The 17,334-nt window shown below is 56.5% G+C and carries 26 protein-coding genes and 1 pseudogene; 15 read left to right on the forward strand and 12 right to left on the reverse strand.

Going from position 1 to position 17,334, the window contains the following annotated elements:
- The 3 genes from ACR0K4_RS02710 to ACR0K4_RS02720 form a co-directional block, all read right to left on the reverse strand.
- The coding region (locus tag ACR0K4_RS02710) for an alpha-hydroxy-acid oxidizing protein (RefSeq protein WP_480521652.1) at positions 1–160 on the reverse strand (160 nt) is incomplete at its 3' end.
- Positions 161–172: 12 nt separating this feature from the next.
- Positions 173–2,236 carry a TRAP transporter large permease subunit gene (locus ACR0K4_RS02715; protein WP_480852717.1) on the reverse strand — a complete coding sequence of 688 codons (2,064 nt, stop codon included), beginning with the start codon at positions 2,234–2,236 and terminating at the stop codon, positions 173–175.
- Between the two features lie 113 nt (positions 2,237–2,349).
- The gene (locus tag ACR0K4_RS02720; RefSeq protein WP_480852718.1) at positions 2,350–3,399 is read right to left on the reverse strand and encodes a TRAP transporter substrate-binding protein; all 1,050 of its coding nucleotides are present in this window, start codon (positions 3,397–3,399) and stop codon (positions 2,350–2,352) included.
- 348 nt (positions 3,400–3,747) lie between these two features.
- On the opposite strand from ACR0K4_RS02720, the gene ACR0K4_RS02725 reads away from it, so the two are divergent.
- Positions 3,748–4,521, forward strand: coding sequence for a FadR/GntR family transcriptional regulator (locus tag ACR0K4_RS02725; protein WP_480852719.1), 774 nt, complete (start codon positions 3,748–3,750; stop codon positions 4,519–4,521).
- Between the two features lie 114 nt (positions 4,522–4,635).
- Here the strand turns inward: ACR0K4_RS02725 and rplP are convergent, their stop codons facing one another.
- From rplP to ACR0K4_RS02760, 7 genes and pseudogenes are all read right to left on the reverse strand, one after another.
- Complete coding sequence (gene rplP, locus ACR0K4_RS02730; protein WP_058283513.1) at positions 4,636–5,049, reverse strand: 50S ribosomal protein L16; 414 nt, start codon at positions 5,047–5,049, stop codon at positions 4,636–4,638.
- Positions 5,050–5,061: 12 nt separating this feature from the next.
- On the reverse strand, positions 5,062–5,772 hold the full coding sequence (gene rpsC / locus ACR0K4_RS02735; protein WP_008758042.1) for a 30S ribosomal protein S3: 711 nt from the start codon (positions 5,770–5,772) through the stop codon (positions 5,062–5,064).
- Positions 5,772–6,152: a 50S ribosomal protein L22 gene (gene rplV, locus ACR0K4_RS02740; RefSeq protein WP_039538267.1), complete on the reverse strand. Its 381-nt coding sequence runs from the start codon at positions 6,150–6,152 to the stop codon at positions 5,772–5,774. The genes rpsC and rplV overlap by 1 nt, the downstream gene beginning before the upstream one ends.
- Before the next feature lie 3 nt (positions 6,153–6,155).
- Entirely contained in the window at positions 6,156–6,434 is a 279-nt protein-coding gene (rpsS, locus tag ACR0K4_RS02745) for a 30S ribosomal protein S19 (protein WP_005980699.1), read from the reverse strand.
- 3 nt (positions 6,435–6,437) lie between these two features.
- Positions 6,438–7,280 (reverse strand): 50S ribosomal protein L2, encoded by an 843-nt coding sequence (gene rplB, locus ACR0K4_RS02750; protein ID WP_008757664.1) that lies wholly within the window; start codon positions 7,278–7,280, stop codon positions 6,438–6,440.
- 213 nt (positions 7,281–7,493) lie between these two features.
- Positions 7,494–8,582 (reverse strand): hypothetical protein, encoded by a 1,089-nt coding sequence (locus tag ACR0K4_RS02755; protein ID WP_480852720.1) that lies wholly within the window; start codon positions 8,580–8,582, stop codon positions 7,494–7,496.
- Between the two features lie 118 nt (positions 8,583–8,700).
- A pseudogene (locus ACR0K4_RS02760) lies at positions 8,701–8,786 on the reverse strand (50S ribosomal protein L23); the annotation flags it as partial.
- Positions 8,787–8,936: 150 nt separating this feature from the next.
- On the opposite strand from ACR0K4_RS02760, the gene ACR0K4_RS02765 reads away from it, so the two are divergent.
- The 13 genes from ACR0K4_RS02765 to rpmD all read left to right on the forward strand — a co-directional run bounded on the left by ACR0K4_RS02765 (position 8,937) and on the right by rpmD (position 14,766).
- Entirely contained in the window at positions 8,937–9,557 is a 621-nt protein-coding gene (locus ACR0K4_RS02765) for a 2OG-Fe(II) oxygenase family protein (protein ID WP_480852721.1), read from the forward strand.
- Positions 9,558–9,935: 378 nt separating this feature from the next.
- Positions 9,936–10,298, forward strand: a complete 363-nt coding sequence (locus ACR0K4_RS02770) for a type II toxin-antitoxin system death-on-curing family toxin (protein ID WP_480852722.1) — start codon at positions 9,936–9,938, stop codon at positions 10,296–10,298.
- A gap of 186 nt (positions 10,299–10,484) precedes the next feature.
- Entirely contained in the window at positions 10,485–10,691 is a 207-nt protein-coding gene (gene rpmC / locus ACR0K4_RS02775) for a 50S ribosomal protein L29 (RefSeq protein ID WP_010437082.1), read from the forward strand.
- Between the two features lie 4 nt (positions 10,692–10,695).
- Positions 10,696–10,926, forward strand: coding sequence for a 30S ribosomal protein S17 (rpsQ, locus tag ACR0K4_RS02780; RefSeq protein ID WP_068340771.1), 231 nt, complete (start codon positions 10,696–10,698; stop codon positions 10,924–10,926).
- Between the two features lie 76 nt (positions 10,927–11,002).
- Positions 11,003–11,371, forward strand: coding sequence for a 50S ribosomal protein L14 (gene rplN / locus ACR0K4_RS02785; protein WP_008757934.1), 369 nt, complete (start codon positions 11,003–11,005; stop codon positions 11,369–11,371).
- A gap of 2 nt (positions 11,372–11,373) precedes the next feature.
- A complete protein-coding gene (rplX, locus tag ACR0K4_RS02790; protein WP_170749559.1) occupies positions 11,374–11,685 on the forward strand; it encodes a 50S ribosomal protein L24 in 312 nt (103 codons plus the stop codon).
- Positions 11,678–12,238, forward strand: coding sequence for a 50S ribosomal protein L5 (rplE, locus tag ACR0K4_RS02795; protein WP_480852723.1), 561 nt, complete (start codon positions 11,678–11,680; stop codon positions 12,236–12,238). Before rplX ends, rplE begins: the two co-directional genes overlap by 8 nt.
- Before the next feature lie 19 nt (positions 12,239–12,257).
- Positions 12,258–12,563, forward strand: coding sequence for a 30S ribosomal protein S14 (rpsN, locus tag ACR0K4_RS02800; RefSeq protein ID WP_068340744.1), 306 nt, complete (start codon positions 12,258–12,260; stop codon positions 12,561–12,563).
- Positions 12,564–12,576: 13 nt separating this feature from the next.
- On the forward strand, positions 12,577–12,969 hold the full coding sequence (gene rpsH / locus ACR0K4_RS02805) for a 30S ribosomal protein S8 (RefSeq protein ID WP_010437099.1): 393 nt from the start codon (positions 12,577–12,579) through the stop codon (positions 12,967–12,969).
- An 11-nt stretch (positions 12,970–12,980) separates the two neighbouring features.
- Positions 12,981–13,514, forward strand: a complete 534-nt coding sequence (gene rplF / locus ACR0K4_RS02810; RefSeq protein ID WP_170440485.1) for a 50S ribosomal protein L6 — start codon at positions 12,981–12,983, stop codon at positions 13,512–13,514.
- Positions 13,515–13,525: 11 nt separating this feature from the next.
- Entirely contained in the window at positions 13,526–13,885 is a 360-nt protein-coding gene (gene rplR, locus ACR0K4_RS02815) for a 50S ribosomal protein L18 (RefSeq protein ID WP_039523386.1), read from the forward strand.
- A gap of 115 nt (positions 13,886–14,000) precedes the next feature.
- The gene (gene rpsE / locus ACR0K4_RS02820) at positions 14,001–14,564 is read left to right on the forward strand and encodes a 30S ribosomal protein S5 (protein ID WP_480852724.1); all 564 of its coding nucleotides are present in this window, start codon (positions 14,001–14,003) and stop codon (positions 14,562–14,564) included.
- 13 nt (positions 14,565–14,577) lie between these two features.
- Positions 14,578–14,766: a 50S ribosomal protein L30 gene (rpmD, locus tag ACR0K4_RS02825; RefSeq protein ID WP_008757946.1), complete on the forward strand. Its 189-nt coding sequence runs from the start codon at positions 14,578–14,580 to the stop codon at positions 14,764–14,766.
- Positions 14,767–14,873: 107 nt separating this feature from the next.
- On the opposite strand, the gene ACR0K4_RS02830 is transcribed toward rpmD, so the two are convergent.
- A complete protein-coding gene (locus ACR0K4_RS02830; RefSeq protein WP_480852725.1) occupies positions 14,874–15,428 on the reverse strand; it encodes a hypothetical protein in 555 nt (184 codons plus the stop codon).
- A gap of 174 nt (positions 15,429–15,602) precedes the next feature.
- Positions 15,603–16,589 carry a sulfotransferase gene (locus ACR0K4_RS02835; RefSeq protein ID WP_480852726.1) on the reverse strand — a complete coding sequence of 329 codons (987 nt, stop codon included), beginning with the start codon at positions 16,587–16,589 and terminating at the stop codon, positions 15,603–15,605.
- Positions 16,590–16,931: 342 nt separating this feature from the next.
- Between ACR0K4_RS02835 and ACR0K4_RS02840 the strand changes: the two genes are divergently transcribed.
- Positions 16,932–17,147 carry a DUF1127 domain-containing protein gene (locus tag ACR0K4_RS02840; RefSeq protein ID WP_480521638.1) on the forward strand — a complete coding sequence of 72 codons (216 nt, stop codon included), beginning with the start codon at positions 16,932–16,934 and terminating at the stop codon, positions 17,145–17,147.
- Positions 17,148–17,334 lie beyond the last annotated feature (187 nt).

A 17,334-nucleotide genomic window follows, 5' to 3' on the forward strand; every position in this document is an offset into this window, starting at 1 on the left:
CCGATGGCAGCAGATCGCAGCGGTCAAACGCGTTGGTGTTTTCGCGATACGTCACCTCATCATCGGCACCGCCGTCGATATAGTTGAAGATCGGCCCCGGCAGGCGGCGCTTGGCCAGTGTCCGGAAATCATGGAAGTTATGACAATCTTTAAGACGCATGTCTCCTCCTCCTCAATACGCGACGGATGGCAGCCAGGTGGCAAGCGTGGGCCACAGGAACACAAGCGCCAGTCCTGTCAGCTGCAGCAGCACAAAGGGGATGATCCCTTTGTAAATATGCGTCAGCTTGATCTCTGGCGGGCACACGCCCTTGAGGTAGAACAGGGCAAAGCCAACTGGCGGGGTCAGGAAACTGGTTTGCAGCGTCACAGCCACCAGGATCACGAACCAGACCAGCGCGGGTTCGTCCAGAACGCCAAAGCCCGGAATGTCGATGCCCAGCCCGTTCACGATGGGGCGCATCAGGGGCAGGACGATCAGCGTGATCTCAATCCAGTCCAGCACGAACCCAAGCAGAAAGACGATGAACAGGATGAACAGGATCGTGCCATTGGCGCCGAAACCGGTGGATTGCACCACATGTTCAATCAACTCGTCGCCGCCCAGTTCGCGCAACACGTATGAGAACACGGTCGCGCCAAGGAAGATCGCGAAGATGTAGGCGGTGGTGTTGAAAGTCGAGACCAGCACGTTCCACAGCTTGGCGAATGTCAGCTTACGATACCCAAGCGCCAGCAGAGTCGCACCCAATGCACCTATGCCTGAAGCTTCGGTTGGGGTCGTCAGACCCGCGAAGATCGAACCCAGTACCGCGAGGATCAGCAGCAGCGTCGGGATGACGGCGATCAGCACGTCTTTGACGGCAGCCCAATCCGGGGCTTTTGCGCCTTCGGGCACTGGGGCCGCGTCCCGCTTCACCAGCGCGAGGATGAAGATATAGGTCAAGTACAGCCCGCCGATGATGACACCGGGGAAGACGGCGGCCATGAAAAGGTCTCCGACAGACAGCGCCATCTGGTCAGCCATGATCACCAGCATGATCGAGGGTGGGATCAGGATACCCAGCGTACCCGAGGCCGAAACCACGCCCGCCGCCAGCGTCGGCTGGTACTTTTGCTGCATCATCGAGGGCAGCGACAGTACACCCAGCAGCACGACCGAAGCTCCGATGATGCCTGTCGAGGCCGCCAAAATGATCCCGATCAGTGTGACGGTGATCGCCAAACCGCCGCGTACCGTGCCAAACAGGCGCTGCATCGAGGACATCAGGCGTTCAGCCACGCCGCTTTCGTCCAGCATCAGGCCCATGAAGATGAACATCGGCAGGGCCACCAGAACTGCGTTGGACATGGTCGCGTAGACCCGGTTCACAACCGCGCCCAGCGTCAGATAGTCGAGCCCTGTAAAGGTGCTTTCCAGCCCGGTCCACAACATCAGGTCGTTGTCGAACAGATAGGCCAGCCCGCAATAGGCCACGCCAACACCGGCCAGCACCCAAGCCACCGGGTAACCGGTGAAGAGCAGCGCGATAAAGGTCAGGAACATCGCGATGACCAGCTTTTCCTCGGTCGTCTCGACCAGGAATGTCAGGCCAACGCAGACAGCAGCAAATACGGCCAGCACCAACAGAATGCGGCGCAGCGGCGCGCCTTCGCGTTCCGAGACAGGTCCGTAGATCAGCGCGTGCCCGTCATGGATCAGCCGCGCAAGGGCGGCTAGCGCCAGCAGCACAAAGCTGACCGGAATGACCGCCTTGAACGCCCAACGGGCCGGCAGACCGGTGGGGCTGTCCGAGCGTTCATTGACGCGGAAACTTTCGTAGAAATAATCATAGCCCTGATCGATCATCAGGTAGATGAACGGGGTCAGCAGGGTCAGAATGCCGATCACTTCGATCACACGTTGTGCCCGGCGGGAAAGCTGCATATGCAGCACGTCCACACGCACATGGCTGTCGGTGATCAGGGCATAAGAGATACCGATCATCGTGACGATGCCGTAGAAATGCCACTGGATTTCGTCCAGTTTGGGATAGTTCTGGCTGAACAGATAGCGCAACGAGACCTGACTGAAGATCGCGGCCATGAGCAACACGTTGGCCCACATCACCACATGCCCAACGGCCTTCACGCCCGTGTCTATGGCAACGGCAATCTTCTGGCGGTCTGTATCGGGGTGTTCCAGGAGGCCCTCATAGGCTTCGACCGGATCGTTGAGGTTGTTTTGCGTGGCCATGGGAAATCCTCGCTCGGTTGACCGGCGCGGGCGCGATCAAGATTTGGCAGGTTCAGTACCTGAGAAAACCGGGGCGGAGGAATTCTCCGCCCCGGACGTGTCAGCAGATCAGTTTACTGACGCGGAAGGAACGCGTTGGTTTTCCACAGGTCATAGCCTTCGCGGAACTGGGTCATGTCGTCCATGACCTTGGCAAAGAAGGCATCGTTTGCGGCTTCTTCAGCAGCAACTTCTTCCCAGGTCGTGCGGAAGGTATCCAGCATCTCGGGCGACCACTGCTTGATGGTGACGCCGTTGTTTTCAACGTTGTCGATCAGGGCAGCATGCTGAATGGCCTCGCCTTCGGCAAAGCTGTCGGTCATCGAAGCTTTGCACGCGTTCTCGATGATCGCCTTGTGCTGGTCGCTGGCTTCGTTCCAGACGTCCTTGTTGACCATCAGCTCAAACACAGTTGCCTGCTGGTGCCAGCCGGGGAAGTAGTTGTACTTGACCAGCTTGTGGAATCCCAGACGGGCGTCGATGGCAGGCATCGAGAACTCGGTCGCGTCAATCGCGCCTTTTTCCAGCGCCGGGAAGATCTCACCGCCCGGCAGCAGTGACGTGGCCACGCCCAGTTTCTGCATGACTTTGCCACCCAGGCCAAAGAAGCGCATCTTAAGGCCGTTCAGATCTTCGGGTGAGTTGATCTCGTTGGCGAACCAGCCCGAAGTTTCTGGGGCGATCACGGCGCAGGGAATGACGTGGACGTTGTAACCCGCCTGGTCGTACATCTCCTGATACAGCGACATGCCGTTGCCATAGTAGAGCCACGCCATGTATTCGCCGGCTTCCGGTCCAAACGGCACGGCCGAGAACAGCGGTGCGGCGGGGATTTTTCCGGCCCAGTAACCCGCAGTGGTGTAGCCTGAGTTGATCTTGCCGGTCGAGACGGCGTCGAGGATTTCGAACGGCGGAACAAGTTTGCCCGGCTCATAGACCTTCATCTTGAGCGTACCGCCGGACATCAGTTCCAGCTGTTCGGCCACGCGTGGGATGGGCGAACCCAGACCGGGCAGCTCGGTCGAGAACGCGATGGGCGTCTTGAGCAGCAATTTGTCCGCCGCAACGGCAGGGGCGGCGATGAGGCTGGCGGCCACGGCAAGGCTCGTCAGGGTCTTTTTCATGAATTCTCCTCCGGGGTCGTTCGAACGCTTGGGTCCGATCAATTCGTGACGCCAGGGCATCTGGCGCCTTGTCTGGTCAATAAAGTTTACCAAGATGATCAGTCAACAATTTAATTTACCACTGGCTCAGATTGTGATCGCCCAAGTTTTTAGGCATACGCACGAGGTTAACGCAGGCGTAATTTCCGAATTGTCGAAGTTTTCTCGAAAAAAATATTTAAAGACAGGTGGTTGTGGTTTGGAATTCGCCACGCCCTATCAGATTACTCGCGCTTGATTTCTTCTGAAATATGGTTATCTTTGTTTACCAGCGCGTGCACCCTTTCTTCCTCAATACGGTGACCTTTTATGACCCCAACAGCGATATTTGAACCGATCGGGCACGAATCGCTGGCGGATGCGGTGGTGGCCCAGATCGAGGACCTGATTGCGTCAGGCATCCTCAAACAAGGGCGCAAACTGCCGTCCGAGCGTGATTTGGCAGAGATGCTGCGCGTATCTCGCCCCAAACTGCGCGAGGCCCTGCATGTTCTGGAACAACGCGGTCTGGTGACGACACAACATGGCGAGGGGACATTTGTCGCAGCGTTGACAGGGCAGGCGATGCTGCCCGCATTGCTGGCCTTGTACGAGCGGCATGAACCTGCCTTTTTCGACTATCTTGAATACCGCCGCGAACAGGAGGGCTTTGCGGCCCGACTGGCCGCGCGCCGGGCCACCAAGGCGGACAAGAAACGGATTACCGATATTCTGGCCGAGAACGAACGGGCCTGGAACGAGAAGGATGCGATGGCCGCCCGTGAAGCCGATTTTGCGCTGCACGCGGCCATAGTGGACGCAAGCCAAAACGCAACGCTGATCCACATGATGGCCTCGATCTATGAACTGACGCGGCAGGGCGTATTCTACAATCGGGAGTTTCTTAAGACGATCGACGGAACCGGCGAAAGGTTGTTGCAGCAACATAAGGAACTTGGTGCGGCAGTTATTGCAGGCGATGAAGAACGTGCCGAACAAGCCGCATTCGACCATATCGACTTTGTAGAAGAATCCTTCCGCCTGGGTATCGAACAACGCCGCCGGGAAGCCATGGCCGAAAAACGCCGCCTGTTGTCTCAATAGATTTCCACGATACAGCGCCCGCAAGCCTGCGCAGGACCGGGGCGACCAAAATAGAAAGCCCTCCACCAGAGTTCCGGTGGAGGGCTTTTTTTGTTGAGAAAAGATTTCTCTTTCTTACCAGTCTTCGCGAACCACGACGCGGGTCTTGATCGGCAGCTTCATCGCAGCCAGGCGCAGAGCCTCGCGGGCGATGTCGTCATTGACGCCGTCGATCTCGAACATTACGCGGCCAGGCTTGACTTTGCAGGCCCAGCGATCGACCGAACCTTTACCTTTACCCATACGAACTTCGATCGGCTTGGCCGTGACCGGAGTGTCGGGGAAGATGCGGATCCAGACACGGCCCTGACGCTTCATGTGACGCGTCATGGCACGACGTGCAGCTTCGATCTGGCGTGCAGTTACACGCTCAGGCTCAAGAGCTTTCAGGCCGTAAGTGCCAAAGTTCAGATCAGAGCCGCCTTTGGCGAGACCCTTGATCCGGCCTTTGTGCATCTTGCGGAATTTAGTACGCTTTGGTTGAAGCATATCTTTCCCTCCTTAGCGACGACCGCCACCAGCACCACGAGGTGCAGGGCCGTCTTGGAGTTCCTGTGCTTTACGGTCACGTGCCTGCGGATCGTGCTCCATGATCTCACCTTTGAAGATCCAGACCTTGATCCCGATGATCCCGTACGGGGTCATCGCTTCGGCATGTGCGTAATCGATGTCGGCACGCAGGGTGTGCAGAGGCACGCGGCCTTCGCGGTACCACTCGGTCCGTGCGATTTCGGCGCCGCCCAGACGACCAGCGACGTTCACCCGGATACCCAGGGCGCCCATGCGCATGGCGTTCTGAACCGAGCGCTTCATTGCGCGACGGAACGAAACACGACGTTCCAGCTGCTGAGCGATGGACTCGGCAACCAGCTGCGCGTCAAGCTCGGGCTTGCGCACTTCGACGATGTTCAGGTGCAGTTCGCTGTCGGTCATCCGCGCAAGCTTTTTGCGCAGAACTTCGATGTCCGCACCTTTCTTGCCGATGATGACACCGGGACGAGCCGTGTGGATCGTAACGCGGCACTTCTTGTGCGGACGTTCGATGATCACACGGGCAACACCGGCCTGCTTGCACTCTTTGTTGATGAACTCACGGATCTTGAGGTCTTCCAGCAGAAGATCACCGTAGTCCTTGGTGTCGGCGTACCAGCGGCTGTCCCAGGTGCGGTTGACCTGCAGGCGCATGCCGATCGGATTGACTTTATGACCCATTAGGCTTGCTCCTCAACTTGACGCACCTTGATGGTGATCTCCGAGAACGGCTTCATGATCTTGCCGAAACGGCCACGGGCACGCGGGCGACCGCGCTTCATGACAAGGTTCTTGCCAACCCATGCTTCGGCGACGATCAGCTCGTCAACGTCCAGGTTGTGGTTGTTTTCGGCATTCGCGATTGCGGATTGCAGGCACTTCTTGACGTCCTGCGCGACACGCTTGTTCGAGAAAGTCAGGTCGGTCAGAGCCTTTTCGACTTTCTTGCCGCGGATCATTTGCGCAACCAGGTTCAGTTTCTGCGGGCTGGTGCGAAGCATACGGGTTTTCGCCATTGCTTCGTTTTCAGCCACGCGGCGGGGGTTCTTTTCCTTGCCCATGACTTACTTCCGCTTCGCTTTTTTGTCTGCGGCGTGGCCATAATAGGTACGGGTCGGCGAGTATTCACCGAACTTCTGACCGATCATGTCTTCCGAGACGTTGACGGGAATGTGCTTCTGGCCGTTGTACACACCAAAGGTCAGACCCACGAACTGGGGCAGAATGGTGGAACGACGCGACCAGATTTTGATGACTTCGTTGCGGCCCGACTCGCGCGCTGCTTCGGCTTTTTTCAGCACGTAAGCATCGACGAAAGGACCCTTCCAAACAGAGCGAGACATGGATTAACGTCCCTTCTTCTTGGCGTGCCGCGAGCGGATGATCAGCTTCTGGGACGCTTTGTTCTTGTTGCGGGTACGCTTACCCTTGGTGTCCTTACCCCACGGAGTAACCGGTGTACGGCCACCCGAGGTACGACCTTCACCACCACCGTGCGGGTGATCGATCGGGTTCATTGCAACACCACGAACCGACGGACGCACGCCCTTGTGGCGCATACGACCGGCTTTACCGAGGTTCTGGTTGCTGTTGTCGGGGTTGGACACGGCACCAACGGTGGCCATGCATTCCTGACGGACCATGCGCAGCTCGCCCGAGCTCAGACGGATCTGAGCGTAGCCGCCATCGCGACCAACGAATTGCGCGTAAGTACCGGCCGCACGTGCGATCTGACCGCCTTTGCCGGGCTTCATCTCGATGTTGTGGACGATGGTACCGATGGGCATGCCCGAGAACGGCATTGCGTTGCCCGGCTTGATGTCGGCCTTGGCGGATGCCACGACTTTGTCACCAACAGCCAGACGCTGCGGAGCCAGGATATATGCCTGCTCGCCGTCTTCGTATTTTACCAGTGCGATGAATGCGGTCCGGTTCGGATCATATTCGATCCGCTCGACGGTTGCCGCGACATCAAATTTGTTCCGTTTGAAGTCAACGATCCGGTAGAGACGCTTTGCGCCACCGCCGCGGCGGCGTGAAGTGATCCGTCCGGTGTTGTTCCGGCCGCCCGATTTGGTCAAACCCTCTGTGAGAGACTTGACCGGACGTCCTTTCCAAAGCTCCGAACGGTCGATCAGCACCAGCCCGCGCTGGCCCGGCGTCGTCGGCTTGTACGACTTGAGTGCCATGCTTTCTGTCTTCCGTTTAGCAAGTGCAGGGATTTCCCCGCTATGTGATAGGCCCCCGTAGGTGCCAAGGGTATAGGGCCCCGAAGGTCCCCGGTTACAAATATCAGAGGCCCCGGAACGAATCCGAGGCCGCAAGATTGGGAGCGTTTAGCAGTGTTGGGGGTGGGTGTCTATAGGGTTTATGAGCAAACCCAAGCAAGAAAAGATGTCCGCTCAATCAACACCGAACGAGCTAAAATCATTTTTGGAGATTTCTTCAAAAAGCTCGCTTACAATATCGGGATTGCCATCGCAAGCATCGCTCTCTGAAAGAAGAACCCTTACCAATACCCTTCCATCCACGAGAACTTCGATACTCGTTCCTTCTATGTGTTCCCTACCAACGAATCTCTCGGTTTTTCGCCTTACATACGAGCCGGTTTTCCGCCCGTCTGCGCCCCCTGCTTCAATCCACTTCGCTTCACGAATAGTCCGTTCCCCAGCAGATAAGACAATCAGAACTTTGCAGCCTTTAACATCTAGGGTCGCGCGCGCCGACGGGCTGGCCCCTAACTCAATCGCCAACGGAAACATTTGCCAAGGTATAAAATCAGATGGCGTTAGCCGAACGTGACCTGCCGTATTCTTTCCCTGCGATGGGATAAAAGCTGCAAGTGCCTCGGATTGCGCTTTCAGCAGCGCAACGAGTCTCTGCGTGGCGTCTTGATGCTGCCCGTAAGTTTCGGAACTGATGAGGTCATCAATCGTCATTCCAAGTATTGCTCGGCCGTACTCGTCAATGAGATCGAACCCCGCATCTATGGAGCTTTGGCTACGCGAACCGTTCACCGAAAACGCAAGAGCGTTACGAGAACATCCGCGTAAATCCACCGACACACGCATCAAACTCCAAGAGTCGGTCTCAAAAAATCGGAAAAGGGACGGCTTGACGCGCCCATCGGATATCCCCGTTTTCTTCAAGCCGACAGAATTGCAGAGTAACTCCGCATGTGCTGTTTCAAGAATGAAGCTCACTGAAAGAACCTGATGGTTCTTGCTACACGTCAAAAAAACAGCAGGTACAGCGCGGAGCATTGGGGCATCAAACTCTTCATTTTGAAAACTCCTTTTGCACGTCCAACCCTCGGCATATGGAAGACTAATAAATAGCTGCTCTTCCAAAATTGACGCAAGCGCAGCAGCCTCATTTGCCACGGCAGAAACCTCGTCTCTAGGCGCAAATCCCGCTTGACTTTCCTGTGCCATCGCACTGGTGAACAAGCCAGATATGAAGATCAGAAACACTGAAAAAACGGGCTTCAATACACTTCTCCGCACTTCACCTGCAATCTCATGAACACAGGCTTCCTAGCAGAACTCCGGAACTAAAAAAGCCCCCGCTTGCGCGGGGGCTCTTATCTCTCTCCGAAGACAGAGCCGATCAGAGACCGGTGCTCACGTCGATGGTGTTGCCCTCTTCCAGGGTCACATATGCTTTTTGACGTATTTCCGACGACCCGGCTGGCCGACGCGCCCTCCGCCAAAGTTGGATGGCATTGCTTAATTCTTGGTCCTTGCTGGCCATGGTCGCCGTGTTTCGTGCTGGGGAGGGGGCCGTTCGGAACCTGCGCGCAACAAGTTCTGGCCCAAAGTCCACGCTTGGGCTATGCCCGGCCCATGGCACAGATTGAATCACTCTTCGTTACCCGTCTTTATCGCGCGTCTCTGTCCGAGTTCGATCCCAAGATCGATGCGGAGGAACTGGAAAGTTCTTGCCTTGTCATTGCCGAGGATGACGAGGCCGGGCAGGAATGGTGCGAAGAGAACGGCTATCCCGGTTATACCAGCTATGCCTCGCTGACCGATCTGCCCTGGCGCTTCCCGATCTTCGCCGATCTGGTTGCGGCGCTGGACCAGCACGTCGCGGCCTTTGCCAAGGATCTGGAGTTCGATCTGGGTGAGGGAGAGTTGAAGCTGGAAGACCTCTGGATCAACATCCTGCCCGAGGGCGGCATGCACTCCAGCCACCTGCATCCGCACAGCGTGATCTCGGGCACGACCTATGTGGCGATGCCCGAAGGGGCGAGTGCGCTGAAGCTGGAAGACCCCCGCTCAGGCCGCATGATGGCAGCGCCGACGCGAGTGAAGGGCGGGCGGCGGGATTTGCAGCCGTTCATCTATATGAAACCGCAGGTGGGTGATGTTCTGCTGTGGGAAAGCTGGCTACGCCATGAGGTGCCGATGAACATGGCCGAGGACGAGAGGATTTCGGTGAGTTTTAACTATAAGTGGGAGTAAGCCCCTATCCGCGCAGCGGCAATCGCTCCGGTGGAGTGATTGAGGGGGCTAACGGGCGGAGCCTTGCGCGTCAGTAACAAGACAACGTTAACGAACTCTTCATCACTTTGGCCTAAGTGTTACGATCTTGCGAATGCGATGAACGCCGTCCATATTATAGCTATGTCGAGGAAAGTTTTATGGCTGCCAGCGCAAAGAAAACATCTGTAAAGGGCGGGTACATATCCCGTAGCGCTGAAACCGGGCGCTTTGTCAGCGTGAAGTCGTCATCGGGTGTCAAATGGGCCGCGCCAAAGTCGGTATCGGTGGTCAAGGAGGCTTCGAAAAAACGCCACTCAGCGTTGAAGCGTTTGGCCGATCGGTAGAACGCATTACCGCGTGACCCTCGCAGACGCAATCGCTGCGCATGATGAGGCACTGACTTATGGAGGTCGCGACGGAGTAACGAGCCTTGACCTCATCGAGTCGGCTCTGGGGCGACCGTATTCGGGATATCACCGTTCTATTTCTCGCAAGGCGGCAGCGCTTTTGCAAAGTATGGTGGGCAACCACGGCTTTGTGGATGGTAACAAGCGCACTGCATGGTTGCTGGTGGAAATTCTCATAGAAAGAAGCGGGTATTTTCTGGATGTCAGTGATGATGAGCCAATCGACGATCTTGTTGTTGCGGTTGCCGCAAGAGAAATGGATTTCGTTGACTTGCATCTCTGGTTCAAGGCGCGGCTGATCGCAAATTCCTGACATGCGCTGAAAGCGTTTCGGCCAGTACCAAACTTCCTCTTGCCACCCACCCCCCAAACCCTTATACGGCGGCATCCTGCGGTCTCCCGGCGTTGTCGGGCGATTCGTATGTCTATCATTCATCCACCAGGTCAAAGGTGACCCTGTAAGGGGGCCTTCTGGTGTTTTGAGCAAAGGAAAAAGGCGATGAACGCCCAAGAACTGCGTGACAAGACCCCGGACCAGCTCCGCGAGGAACTGGCCAACCTGAAGAAAGAAAGCTTTAACCTGCGCTTTCAACAGGCAACCGGTCAGCTGGAAAACACAGCCGGCATCAAAGCGGCCCGCCGCAATGCTGCCCGTGTCAAAACCATTCTGAACGAAAAGGCCGCTGCAGCGGCATCCGAGGAGTAATCAGATGCCCAAGCGTATCCTGCAAGGCACCGTGACCAGCGACGCCAACGAACAGACCGTAACCGTATCCGTCGAGCGCCGCTTTACGCATCCGGTTCTGAAGAAAACCATCCGTAAGTCCAAGAAATACCGGGCTCACGATGAAAAGAACGCCTTCAAGGTCGGCGATACAGTCCGCATCATCGAATGCGCGCCGAAATCGAAGACGAAACGTTGGGAGGTTCTGGAGGCGTAAGCCCCCGGGACTTTTCCATTTGTCGAAACCCTGGGGGATTTAACAAGACCAGCCCCCACAGGTCGGGAGAAACCACATGATCCAGATGCAGACCAATCTGGATGTCGCTGACAACTCCGGCGCACGCCGAGTTCAGTGCATCAAGGTCCTGGGTGGTTCCAAGCGTAAATACGCCTCCGTTGGCGACATCATTGTCGTCTCGGTGAAGGAAGCCATCCCGCGCGGCCGCGTAAAGAAAGGTGACGTCCGCAAGGCCGTCGTCGTACGCACCGCCAAAGAAGTCCGTCGCGAAGACGGCACCGCGATCCGTTTTGATCGCAACGCCGCCGTCATCCTGAACAACAACAACGAGCCCGTCGGTACCCGTATCTTTGGCCCCGTTGTTCGCGAACTGCGCGGCAAGAACTTCATGAAAATCATCTCGCTGGCTCCGGAGGTGCTATAATCATGGCTGCTAAACTCCGCAAAGGCGACAAGGTCGTCGTGCTGGCCGGCAAGGACAAGGGCAAAGAGGGAACCATTTCCTCGGTTGACCCCAAAGCCGGTAAAGCTGTTGTCGACGGCATCAACATCGCCATCCGCCACACCCGCCAGACCCAGAACAGCCAGGGTGGCCGCCTGCCTCAGGCAAACCCGATCGAGCTGTCGAACCTGGCTCTGCTGGACGCAAACGGCAAAGCAACCCGCGTTGGCTTCCGCATGGAAGGTGACAAGAAGGTGCGTTTCGCCAAGACCACAGGGGACGTGATCGATGCTTGATACCGCAACCTACACCCCGCGTCTGAAGGCTCAGTACGTTGAAACCATCCGTGCCGCTCTGAAAGAAGAGTTCGGCTATAAGAACGACATGCAGCTGCCCAAGCTGGAAAAAATCGTTCTGAACATCGGTTGTGGTGCTGAGGCTGTCAAAGACTCGAAGAAAGCGAAAGCTGCTGTCGAGGATCTGACTGCGATTGCCGGTCAGCAGGCCGTGTCCACCAAGGCGAAGAAGTCGATCGCGGGTTTCCGCGTCCGTGAAGACATGCCGCTGGGTGCGAAAGTGACCCTGCGCGGTGACCGGATGTACGAATTCCTGGATCGTCTGATCACCATCGCGATGCCGCGTATTCGTGACTTCCGCGGTGTGAAACCGTCTTTCGATGGTCGTGGCAACTTTGCCATGGGCATGAAAGAGCACATCGTGTTCCCCGAGATTGACTTCGACAAGGTCGATGAAGTCTGGGGCCTGGATATCGTAATTGCCACCACAGCGAAGACCGACGCTGAAGCGAAGAGCCTGTTGAAAGCGTTCAACATGCCGTTCAACGCGTAAGCGCCGGAAGGATAGAGACATGGCTAAAAAAGCAATGATCGAACGCGAAAAGAAGCGCGAACGCCTGGTGGCCAAATATGCCGCAAAGCGTGCCGAGCTGAAAGAAATCGCGAATGACGAGAGCCGCCCGATGGAAGAGCGTTTCAAAGCGCGTCTGAAACTGGCGAAACTGCCGCGCAACAGCTCGGCAACCCGTCTGCACAACCGCTGTCAGCTGACCGGTCGTCCCCACGCTTACTACCGTAAGCTGAAGGTCAGCCGTATCGCGCTGCGCGAGCTGGGTTCTGCTGGTCAGATCCCCGGCATGGTGAAATCGAGCTGGTAAGGGAGACATAGATATGAATGATCCTATCGGCGATATGCTCACCCGTATCCGCAACGCGCAAATGCGCGGCAAGTCCACCGTTTCCACCCCCGCATCCAAACTGCGCGGCTGGGTTCTGGACGTGCTGGCGGACGAAGGTTACATCCGTGGCTACGAAGCGACGACCGGTGAAAACGGTCATCCGGCCATCGAAATCAGCCTGAAATACTACGAAGGCACCCCTGTTATTCGCGAGTTGAAGCGGGTCTCGAAGCCCGGTCGCCGCGTCTACATGGGCGTCAATGACATCCCGCAGGTCCGTCAGGGTCTGGGCGTGTCGATTGTCAGCACTCCGAAAGGTGTGATGTCGGACGCAAACGCTCGCTCCAACAACGTTGGCGGCGAAGTGCTCTGCACCGTCTTCTAAGGAGGTCTGCAATGTCTCGTATTGGTAAAAAACCGGTCGAGCTGCCCAGCGGCGTTTCCGCCTCTGTGTCGGGTCAGACCATCGAAGTGAAAGGTCCGAAAGGCACCCGCAGCTTCACCGCAACCGATGACGTCACGCTGTCGGTCGAAGACAATGTCGTGCAAATCAACCCTCGTGGCATGTCCAAGCGTGCCCGCCAGCAGTGGGGCATGAGCCGCACCATGGTTGCCAACCTGGTAACCGGTGTGACCGAAGGCTTCAAAAAAGAGCTGGAGATCCAGGGTGTTGGTTACCGGGCGCAGATGCAGGGCAACACCCTGAAGCTGAACCTGGGTTACAGCCACGATGTTGATTTCACTGCTCCGGAAGGTGTCACCATCACCGCGCCGAAGCAGACCGAGATCGTTGTGGAAGGTATCGACCAGCAGCAGGTGGGCGAAGTCGCGGCCAAAATCCGCGAATGGCGCCGTCCCGAGCCGTACAAAGGCAAGGGCATCCGCTACAAGGGCGAGTTCATCTTCCGCAAGGAAGGCAAGAAGAAGTAAGGACGCAAACAATGGCAAACAGCAAAAGAACCCTGTTTCTGAAGCGCCGCCTGCGCGTTCGGAACAAACTTCGCAAAGTCAACGCCGGCCGTGTACGCCTGTCGGTTCACCGTTCGAACAAGAACATCAGCGTTCAGCTGATCGACGACGTTCGTGGCGTGACCCTGGCCTCGGCCTCGACCCTGGAAAAGGATCTGGGCGTCGTTGGCAAGAACAACGTCGAAGCGGCCACCAAAGTGGGCGCGGCCATCGCCGAGCGTGCCAAGAAGGCAGGCGTCGAAGAGGCCTATTTCGATCGTGGCGGCTTCCTGTTCCACGGCAAGGTGAAGGCAGTTGCCGACGCCGCGCGTGAAGGTGGCCTGAAGATCTAAGACTTGCGGGCAGCTTTGCGGCTGCCCCGATGATCCGGGGGCCTCGGCAACAGTCGGGGCTCACTTGGATTGAAGAAAACGGCGTCACAACGCCACATGAGAAAAGGGATGCCAAATGGCAGAACGTGAAAACCGTCGGGGCCGTGGCCGCGACCGTGAAGAGGCACCGGAATTTGCCGATCGTCTGGTCGCAATCAACCGCGTGTCGAAAACCGTAAAAGGTGGTAAACGCTTTGGCTTCGCCGCTCTGGTGGTTGTCGGCGATCAGAAAGGCCGCGTCGGCTTTGGCAAGGGGAAAGCGAAAGAAGTACCCGAGGCCATCCGCAAGGCGACTGAACAAGCCAAGCGCCAAATGATCCGCGTTCAACTGCGCGAAGGTCGGACCCTGCACCACGACATCGAGGGCCGTCACGGCGCCGGTAAAGTGGTTATGCGCACCGCGCCAGAAGGTACTGGTATCATCGCCGGTGGTCCGATGCGTGCCGTGTTCGAAATGCTGGGCGTCAAGGACGTTGTGTCCAAGTCGCTGGGCTCGCAGAACCCGTACAACATGATCCGCGCCACCATCAACGGCCTGCAGAAAGAGCAGAGCCCGCGTTCGGTTGCACAGCGTCGTGGCAAAAAAGTTGCTGACATCCTGCCCAAGCGGGAAGAAGCACCGGCCGAAGCCGAAGCGTAAGGAGTAGCGAACAATGGCAAAAACCATCGTCGTCAAGCAGATCGGTTCCCCGATCCGCCGCCCCGCCGAACAGCGCGCAACCCTGATCGGTCTGGGCCTGAACAAGATGCACAAAACCCGCGAACTGGAAGACACGCCTTCGGTTCGCGGCATGGTCAACAAGATCCCGCATCTGGTTGAGATCATCGAAGAACGCGGCTAACCGCGGTTTCCTTGTAGAACTTGGAACGCCCTCGACGATGTCGGGGGCGTTTTTTTTGGACACGTTGGCGACATCTCCTCAGAAATTGATCCAAGTGGATTCAAAGACTAATAGAAAATCGTCAAGCGCATCATGTGAGACAATAGAATTTCTGAAATACCAACTTGGAGCGGAGTATTGGGTTCAGACCAGATTGTCGCCTTGATTAACTCAGGTCCAAGTCGATCACCGAAGTATTGATTGTTATAAAACAAAACGATCTCGGATATGGTTTGATCATCAATAACGTGACCCGCTCGAAATCCTGACAGAATGCCTGCCCTCATGCGAACGCGTTGGAAATCGAGACATCGACCTACACGTTGTATCACCAAGTTTGCACAAAAAACTCTACGTTCAGAAAGGTACCTGTCTTCAAAAGAGGTAAATCCACCAACCTCATAGGGTGAGATCACGGTGAGTTCCGCTTCCACTTCTCCGGCGCAAGTAATGCAGCGATACGTTAGTCTGTCTTCAGCGAAACTGAGTTTCCAATCGCTGTTATCTTGCATCTGGTCCATTACTGGCGAGTTAAGAAGTATGTCAAATCGACCTTCTTCAGCGAATGCTGATCCAATACTCAGCAAGACGATCAGCATCGAACCAGAAATTTTTGCTCTCACCGCGCCGCCTTGATTATTGGTCTAAGTAATAGTTTCTAAAAGAAAGTATGGCGCTGTCCTCAAGGCACTGCCTGATCGCGCCAACACTTATGTTGTAAGCGGCACCAAACCGGTTATTCCCTTCGCAACCCCAACAGGCACCGAACGCTTGTTACTCTCACTCAAAGACTGTCTCTATAACCCGTACTTTGCCGCCCAGCCCGCTGCCCGCTCTCCAAACAATTCAGCGGACTTACGAATTTCATCTGCGTAGGTATCTATCAGCCGCGCCTTGATATCGCCCTCGAGTGCGACCTGTGCCTTGCTGCCTTTGTCGTTGGGCGGCGAGACAAGATTGCTGTCCTTAGCCAGGCATTTGTCCAGCGACCAATCCGTCCCGGAGCCGTTTGCGCCCGTCACCGCAGCATGGATTTCGTCGCTGATCCCTTTGGGACTTGAGATAATCTCGTCCAGCGAGAACACACGCATGGCATCTTCGCCAAAAACACCGCTCCACACCTTATAAATCTCGGAAGGTTGCGAATTCAGCGGGGGTGAGACGGCTTCTTGGTCGATTATCTTTTGCCCGGCCGGCGTGGTCAGAAACGCAACCATACGGGCTTGTTGCTGTGAGGTTATCCTGAGCCAGTCCCTGCGTGTCTCTTTGCGCAGGCGCATGTTGATCGCAGACCATGCCCGGGAAATGGGATCGCGCAACAACAGGACGATCTTGGCCTGCGGCACAAGCGCATGAACGCGCTGAACCTGAGACACATCAAGCCGCGAATACCCGGGAGTTATGTCGCCGGTGATTGTCCCATCGGGTTTCAGAGAAAACATGTCCAGGTAATCGGCATCCCGACAGCCGTTTTTCAGGTATTGTTGACTCTTGTACAAAAATTGCAGGTCGCGCTCATCGACTTTTCGCTCGCAGTCCCGCACGCGGCGCGTGTTCAACAGCGACAGCCGGACACCGCCCGCAGACAGCGCGTCAAACAGCTTTTGCTGGCGTTCGTGGCGTTTTGCAATCTCACTGCCATCGAAATGGTGAAACTCCTTGACCAGAGGCATCCAATACCGGCCGTCCAGTGCGAGGATTTGCTGCAGAGTCCGCGTTCCGGCCTTTTGCAACCCGATACACAAGAAATCCGGCCCTGCCGCCTGTGATGACCAACCTGCCAAATTCTGCTCCGCGTTTCTTTAGGAGGGACACTTCCAAGCTCATCTAACTACGTATGACCCCTGCAGGCAATCGCTCTTGCGATCACGTTCCGACTTGGTGCCGGTGGCGCCGGGCCTTACGCGCGGATGGCCGGACAGGCGTATACAAGGCCAGTTCCTCCCGTGAAAGCTATGCAAGATTACGCAGGCAACTTGTGGGCAGCCATTCGCCCAACGCATAGCGGCTAGACGGATTTCAACGTTGTTGGCGATATCCGTTGCGCCTATCTGAGCCGTGTCCCGATACGGAACAGAACAGCAAAGACCGGGGAATTCGCCTCGGTAGCAGAAAGGACTAAAGATATGGCACATGTAGCAACACACACCCATGGCGGTCTGACCCTGAACGACCGCATCGTCGCGTTCATCTCGAAGGTGAAAGCCAACCACGCGCTGCGGGTTGAATACAACCGGACTTATTCGGAGCTTCAGAATCTCAGCGACCGCGAACTGAACGACATTGGCGTCCGTCGCTGTGACATTGGGGATATTGTTCGCAATCACGTCTACTGCGCTTAAACCCAATTGTCGGAACCTGACCCGTGAGGCGCCTCAGGCGCCTCTTTTGGGTTCTGGTCGCACCACCCTGCCGGATCGCCACCGATTCCGTTGCAATAAGAAACCTTGCAACCAAAAGCCCAACGCTGTAGAGCGCTCCGGTGGCATTGCGCCATGAGAATCAAAACCAAGAAATGCCGTGTCTGAC

This window comes from Ruegeria sp. K11, assembly GCF_056531905.1.

Excerpts from the sequence above, each read along its gene's own strand:
- ACR0K4_RS02715 (WP_480852717.1), bottom strand. The coding sequence starts at position 2,236 with ATGGCCACGCAAAACAACCTCAACGATCCGGTCGAAGCCTATGAGGGC.
- ACR0K4_RS02720 (WP_480852718.1), bottom strand. The coding sequence starts at position 3,399 with ATGAAAAAGACCCTGACGAGCCTTGCCGTGGCCGCCAGCCTCATCGCC.
- ACR0K4_RS02725 (WP_480852719.1), top strand. The coding sequence starts at position 3,748 with ATGACCCCAACAGCGATATTTGAACCGATCGGGCACGAATCGCTGGCG.
- rplP (WP_058283513.1), bottom strand. The coding sequence starts at position 5,049 with ATGCTTCAACCAAAGCGTACTAAATTCCGCAAGATGCACAAAGGCCGG.
- rpsC (WP_008758042.1), bottom strand. The coding sequence starts at position 5,772 with ATGGGTCATAAAGTCAATCCGATCGGCATGCGCCTGCAGGTCAACCGC.
- rplV (WP_039538267.1), bottom strand. The coding sequence starts at position 6,152 with ATGGGCAAGGAAAAGAACCCCCGCCGCGTGGCTGAAAACGAAGCAATG.
- rpsS (WP_005980699.1), bottom strand. The coding sequence starts at position 6,434 with ATGTCTCGCTCTGTTTGGAAGGGTCCTTTCGTCGATGCTTACGTGCTG.
- rplB (WP_008757664.1), bottom strand. The coding sequence starts at position 7,280 with ATGGCACTCAAGTCGTACAAGCCGACGACGCCGGGCCAGCGCGGGCTG.
- ACR0K4_RS02765 (WP_480852721.1), top strand. The coding sequence starts at position 8,937 with ATGGCACAGATTGAATCACTCTTCGTTACCCGTCTTTATCGCGCGTCT.
- rpmC (WP_010437082.1), top strand. The coding sequence starts at position 10,485 with ATGAACGCCCAAGAACTGCGTGACAAGACCCCGGACCAGCTCCGCGAG.
- rpsQ (WP_068340771.1), top strand. The coding sequence starts at position 10,696 with ATGCCCAAGCGTATCCTGCAAGGCACCGTGACCAGCGACGCCAACGAA.
- rplN (WP_008757934.1), top strand. The coding sequence starts at position 11,003 with ATGATCCAGATGCAGACCAATCTGGATGTCGCTGACAACTCCGGCGCA.
- rplX (WP_170749559.1), top strand. The coding sequence starts at position 11,374 with ATGGCTGCTAAACTCCGCAAAGGCGACAAGGTCGTCGTGCTGGCCGGC.
- rplE (WP_480852723.1), top strand. The coding sequence starts at position 11,678 with ATGCTTGATACCGCAACCTACACCCCGCGTCTGAAGGCTCAGTACGTT.
- rpsN (WP_068340744.1), top strand. The coding sequence starts at position 12,258 with ATGGCTAAAAAAGCAATGATCGAACGCGAAAAGAAGCGCGAACGCCTG.
- rpsH (WP_010437099.1), top strand. The coding sequence starts at position 12,577 with ATGAATGATCCTATCGGCGATATGCTCACCCGTATCCGCAACGCGCAA.
- rplF (WP_170440485.1), top strand. The coding sequence starts at position 12,981 with ATGTCTCGTATTGGTAAAAAACCGGTCGAGCTGCCCAGCGGCGTTTCC.
- rplR (WP_039523386.1), top strand. The coding sequence starts at position 13,526 with ATGGCAAACAGCAAAAGAACCCTGTTTCTGAAGCGCCGCCTGCGCGTT.
- rpsE (WP_480852724.1), top strand. The coding sequence starts at position 14,001 with ATGGCAGAACGTGAAAACCGTCGGGGCCGTGGCCGCGACCGTGAAGAG.
- rpmD (WP_008757946.1), top strand. The coding sequence starts at position 14,578 with ATGGCAAAAACCATCGTCGTCAAGCAGATCGGTTCCCCGATCCGCCGC.
- ACR0K4_RS02840 (WP_480521638.1), top strand. The coding sequence starts at position 16,932 with ATGGCACATGTAGCAACACACACCCATGGCGGTCTGACCCTGAACGAC.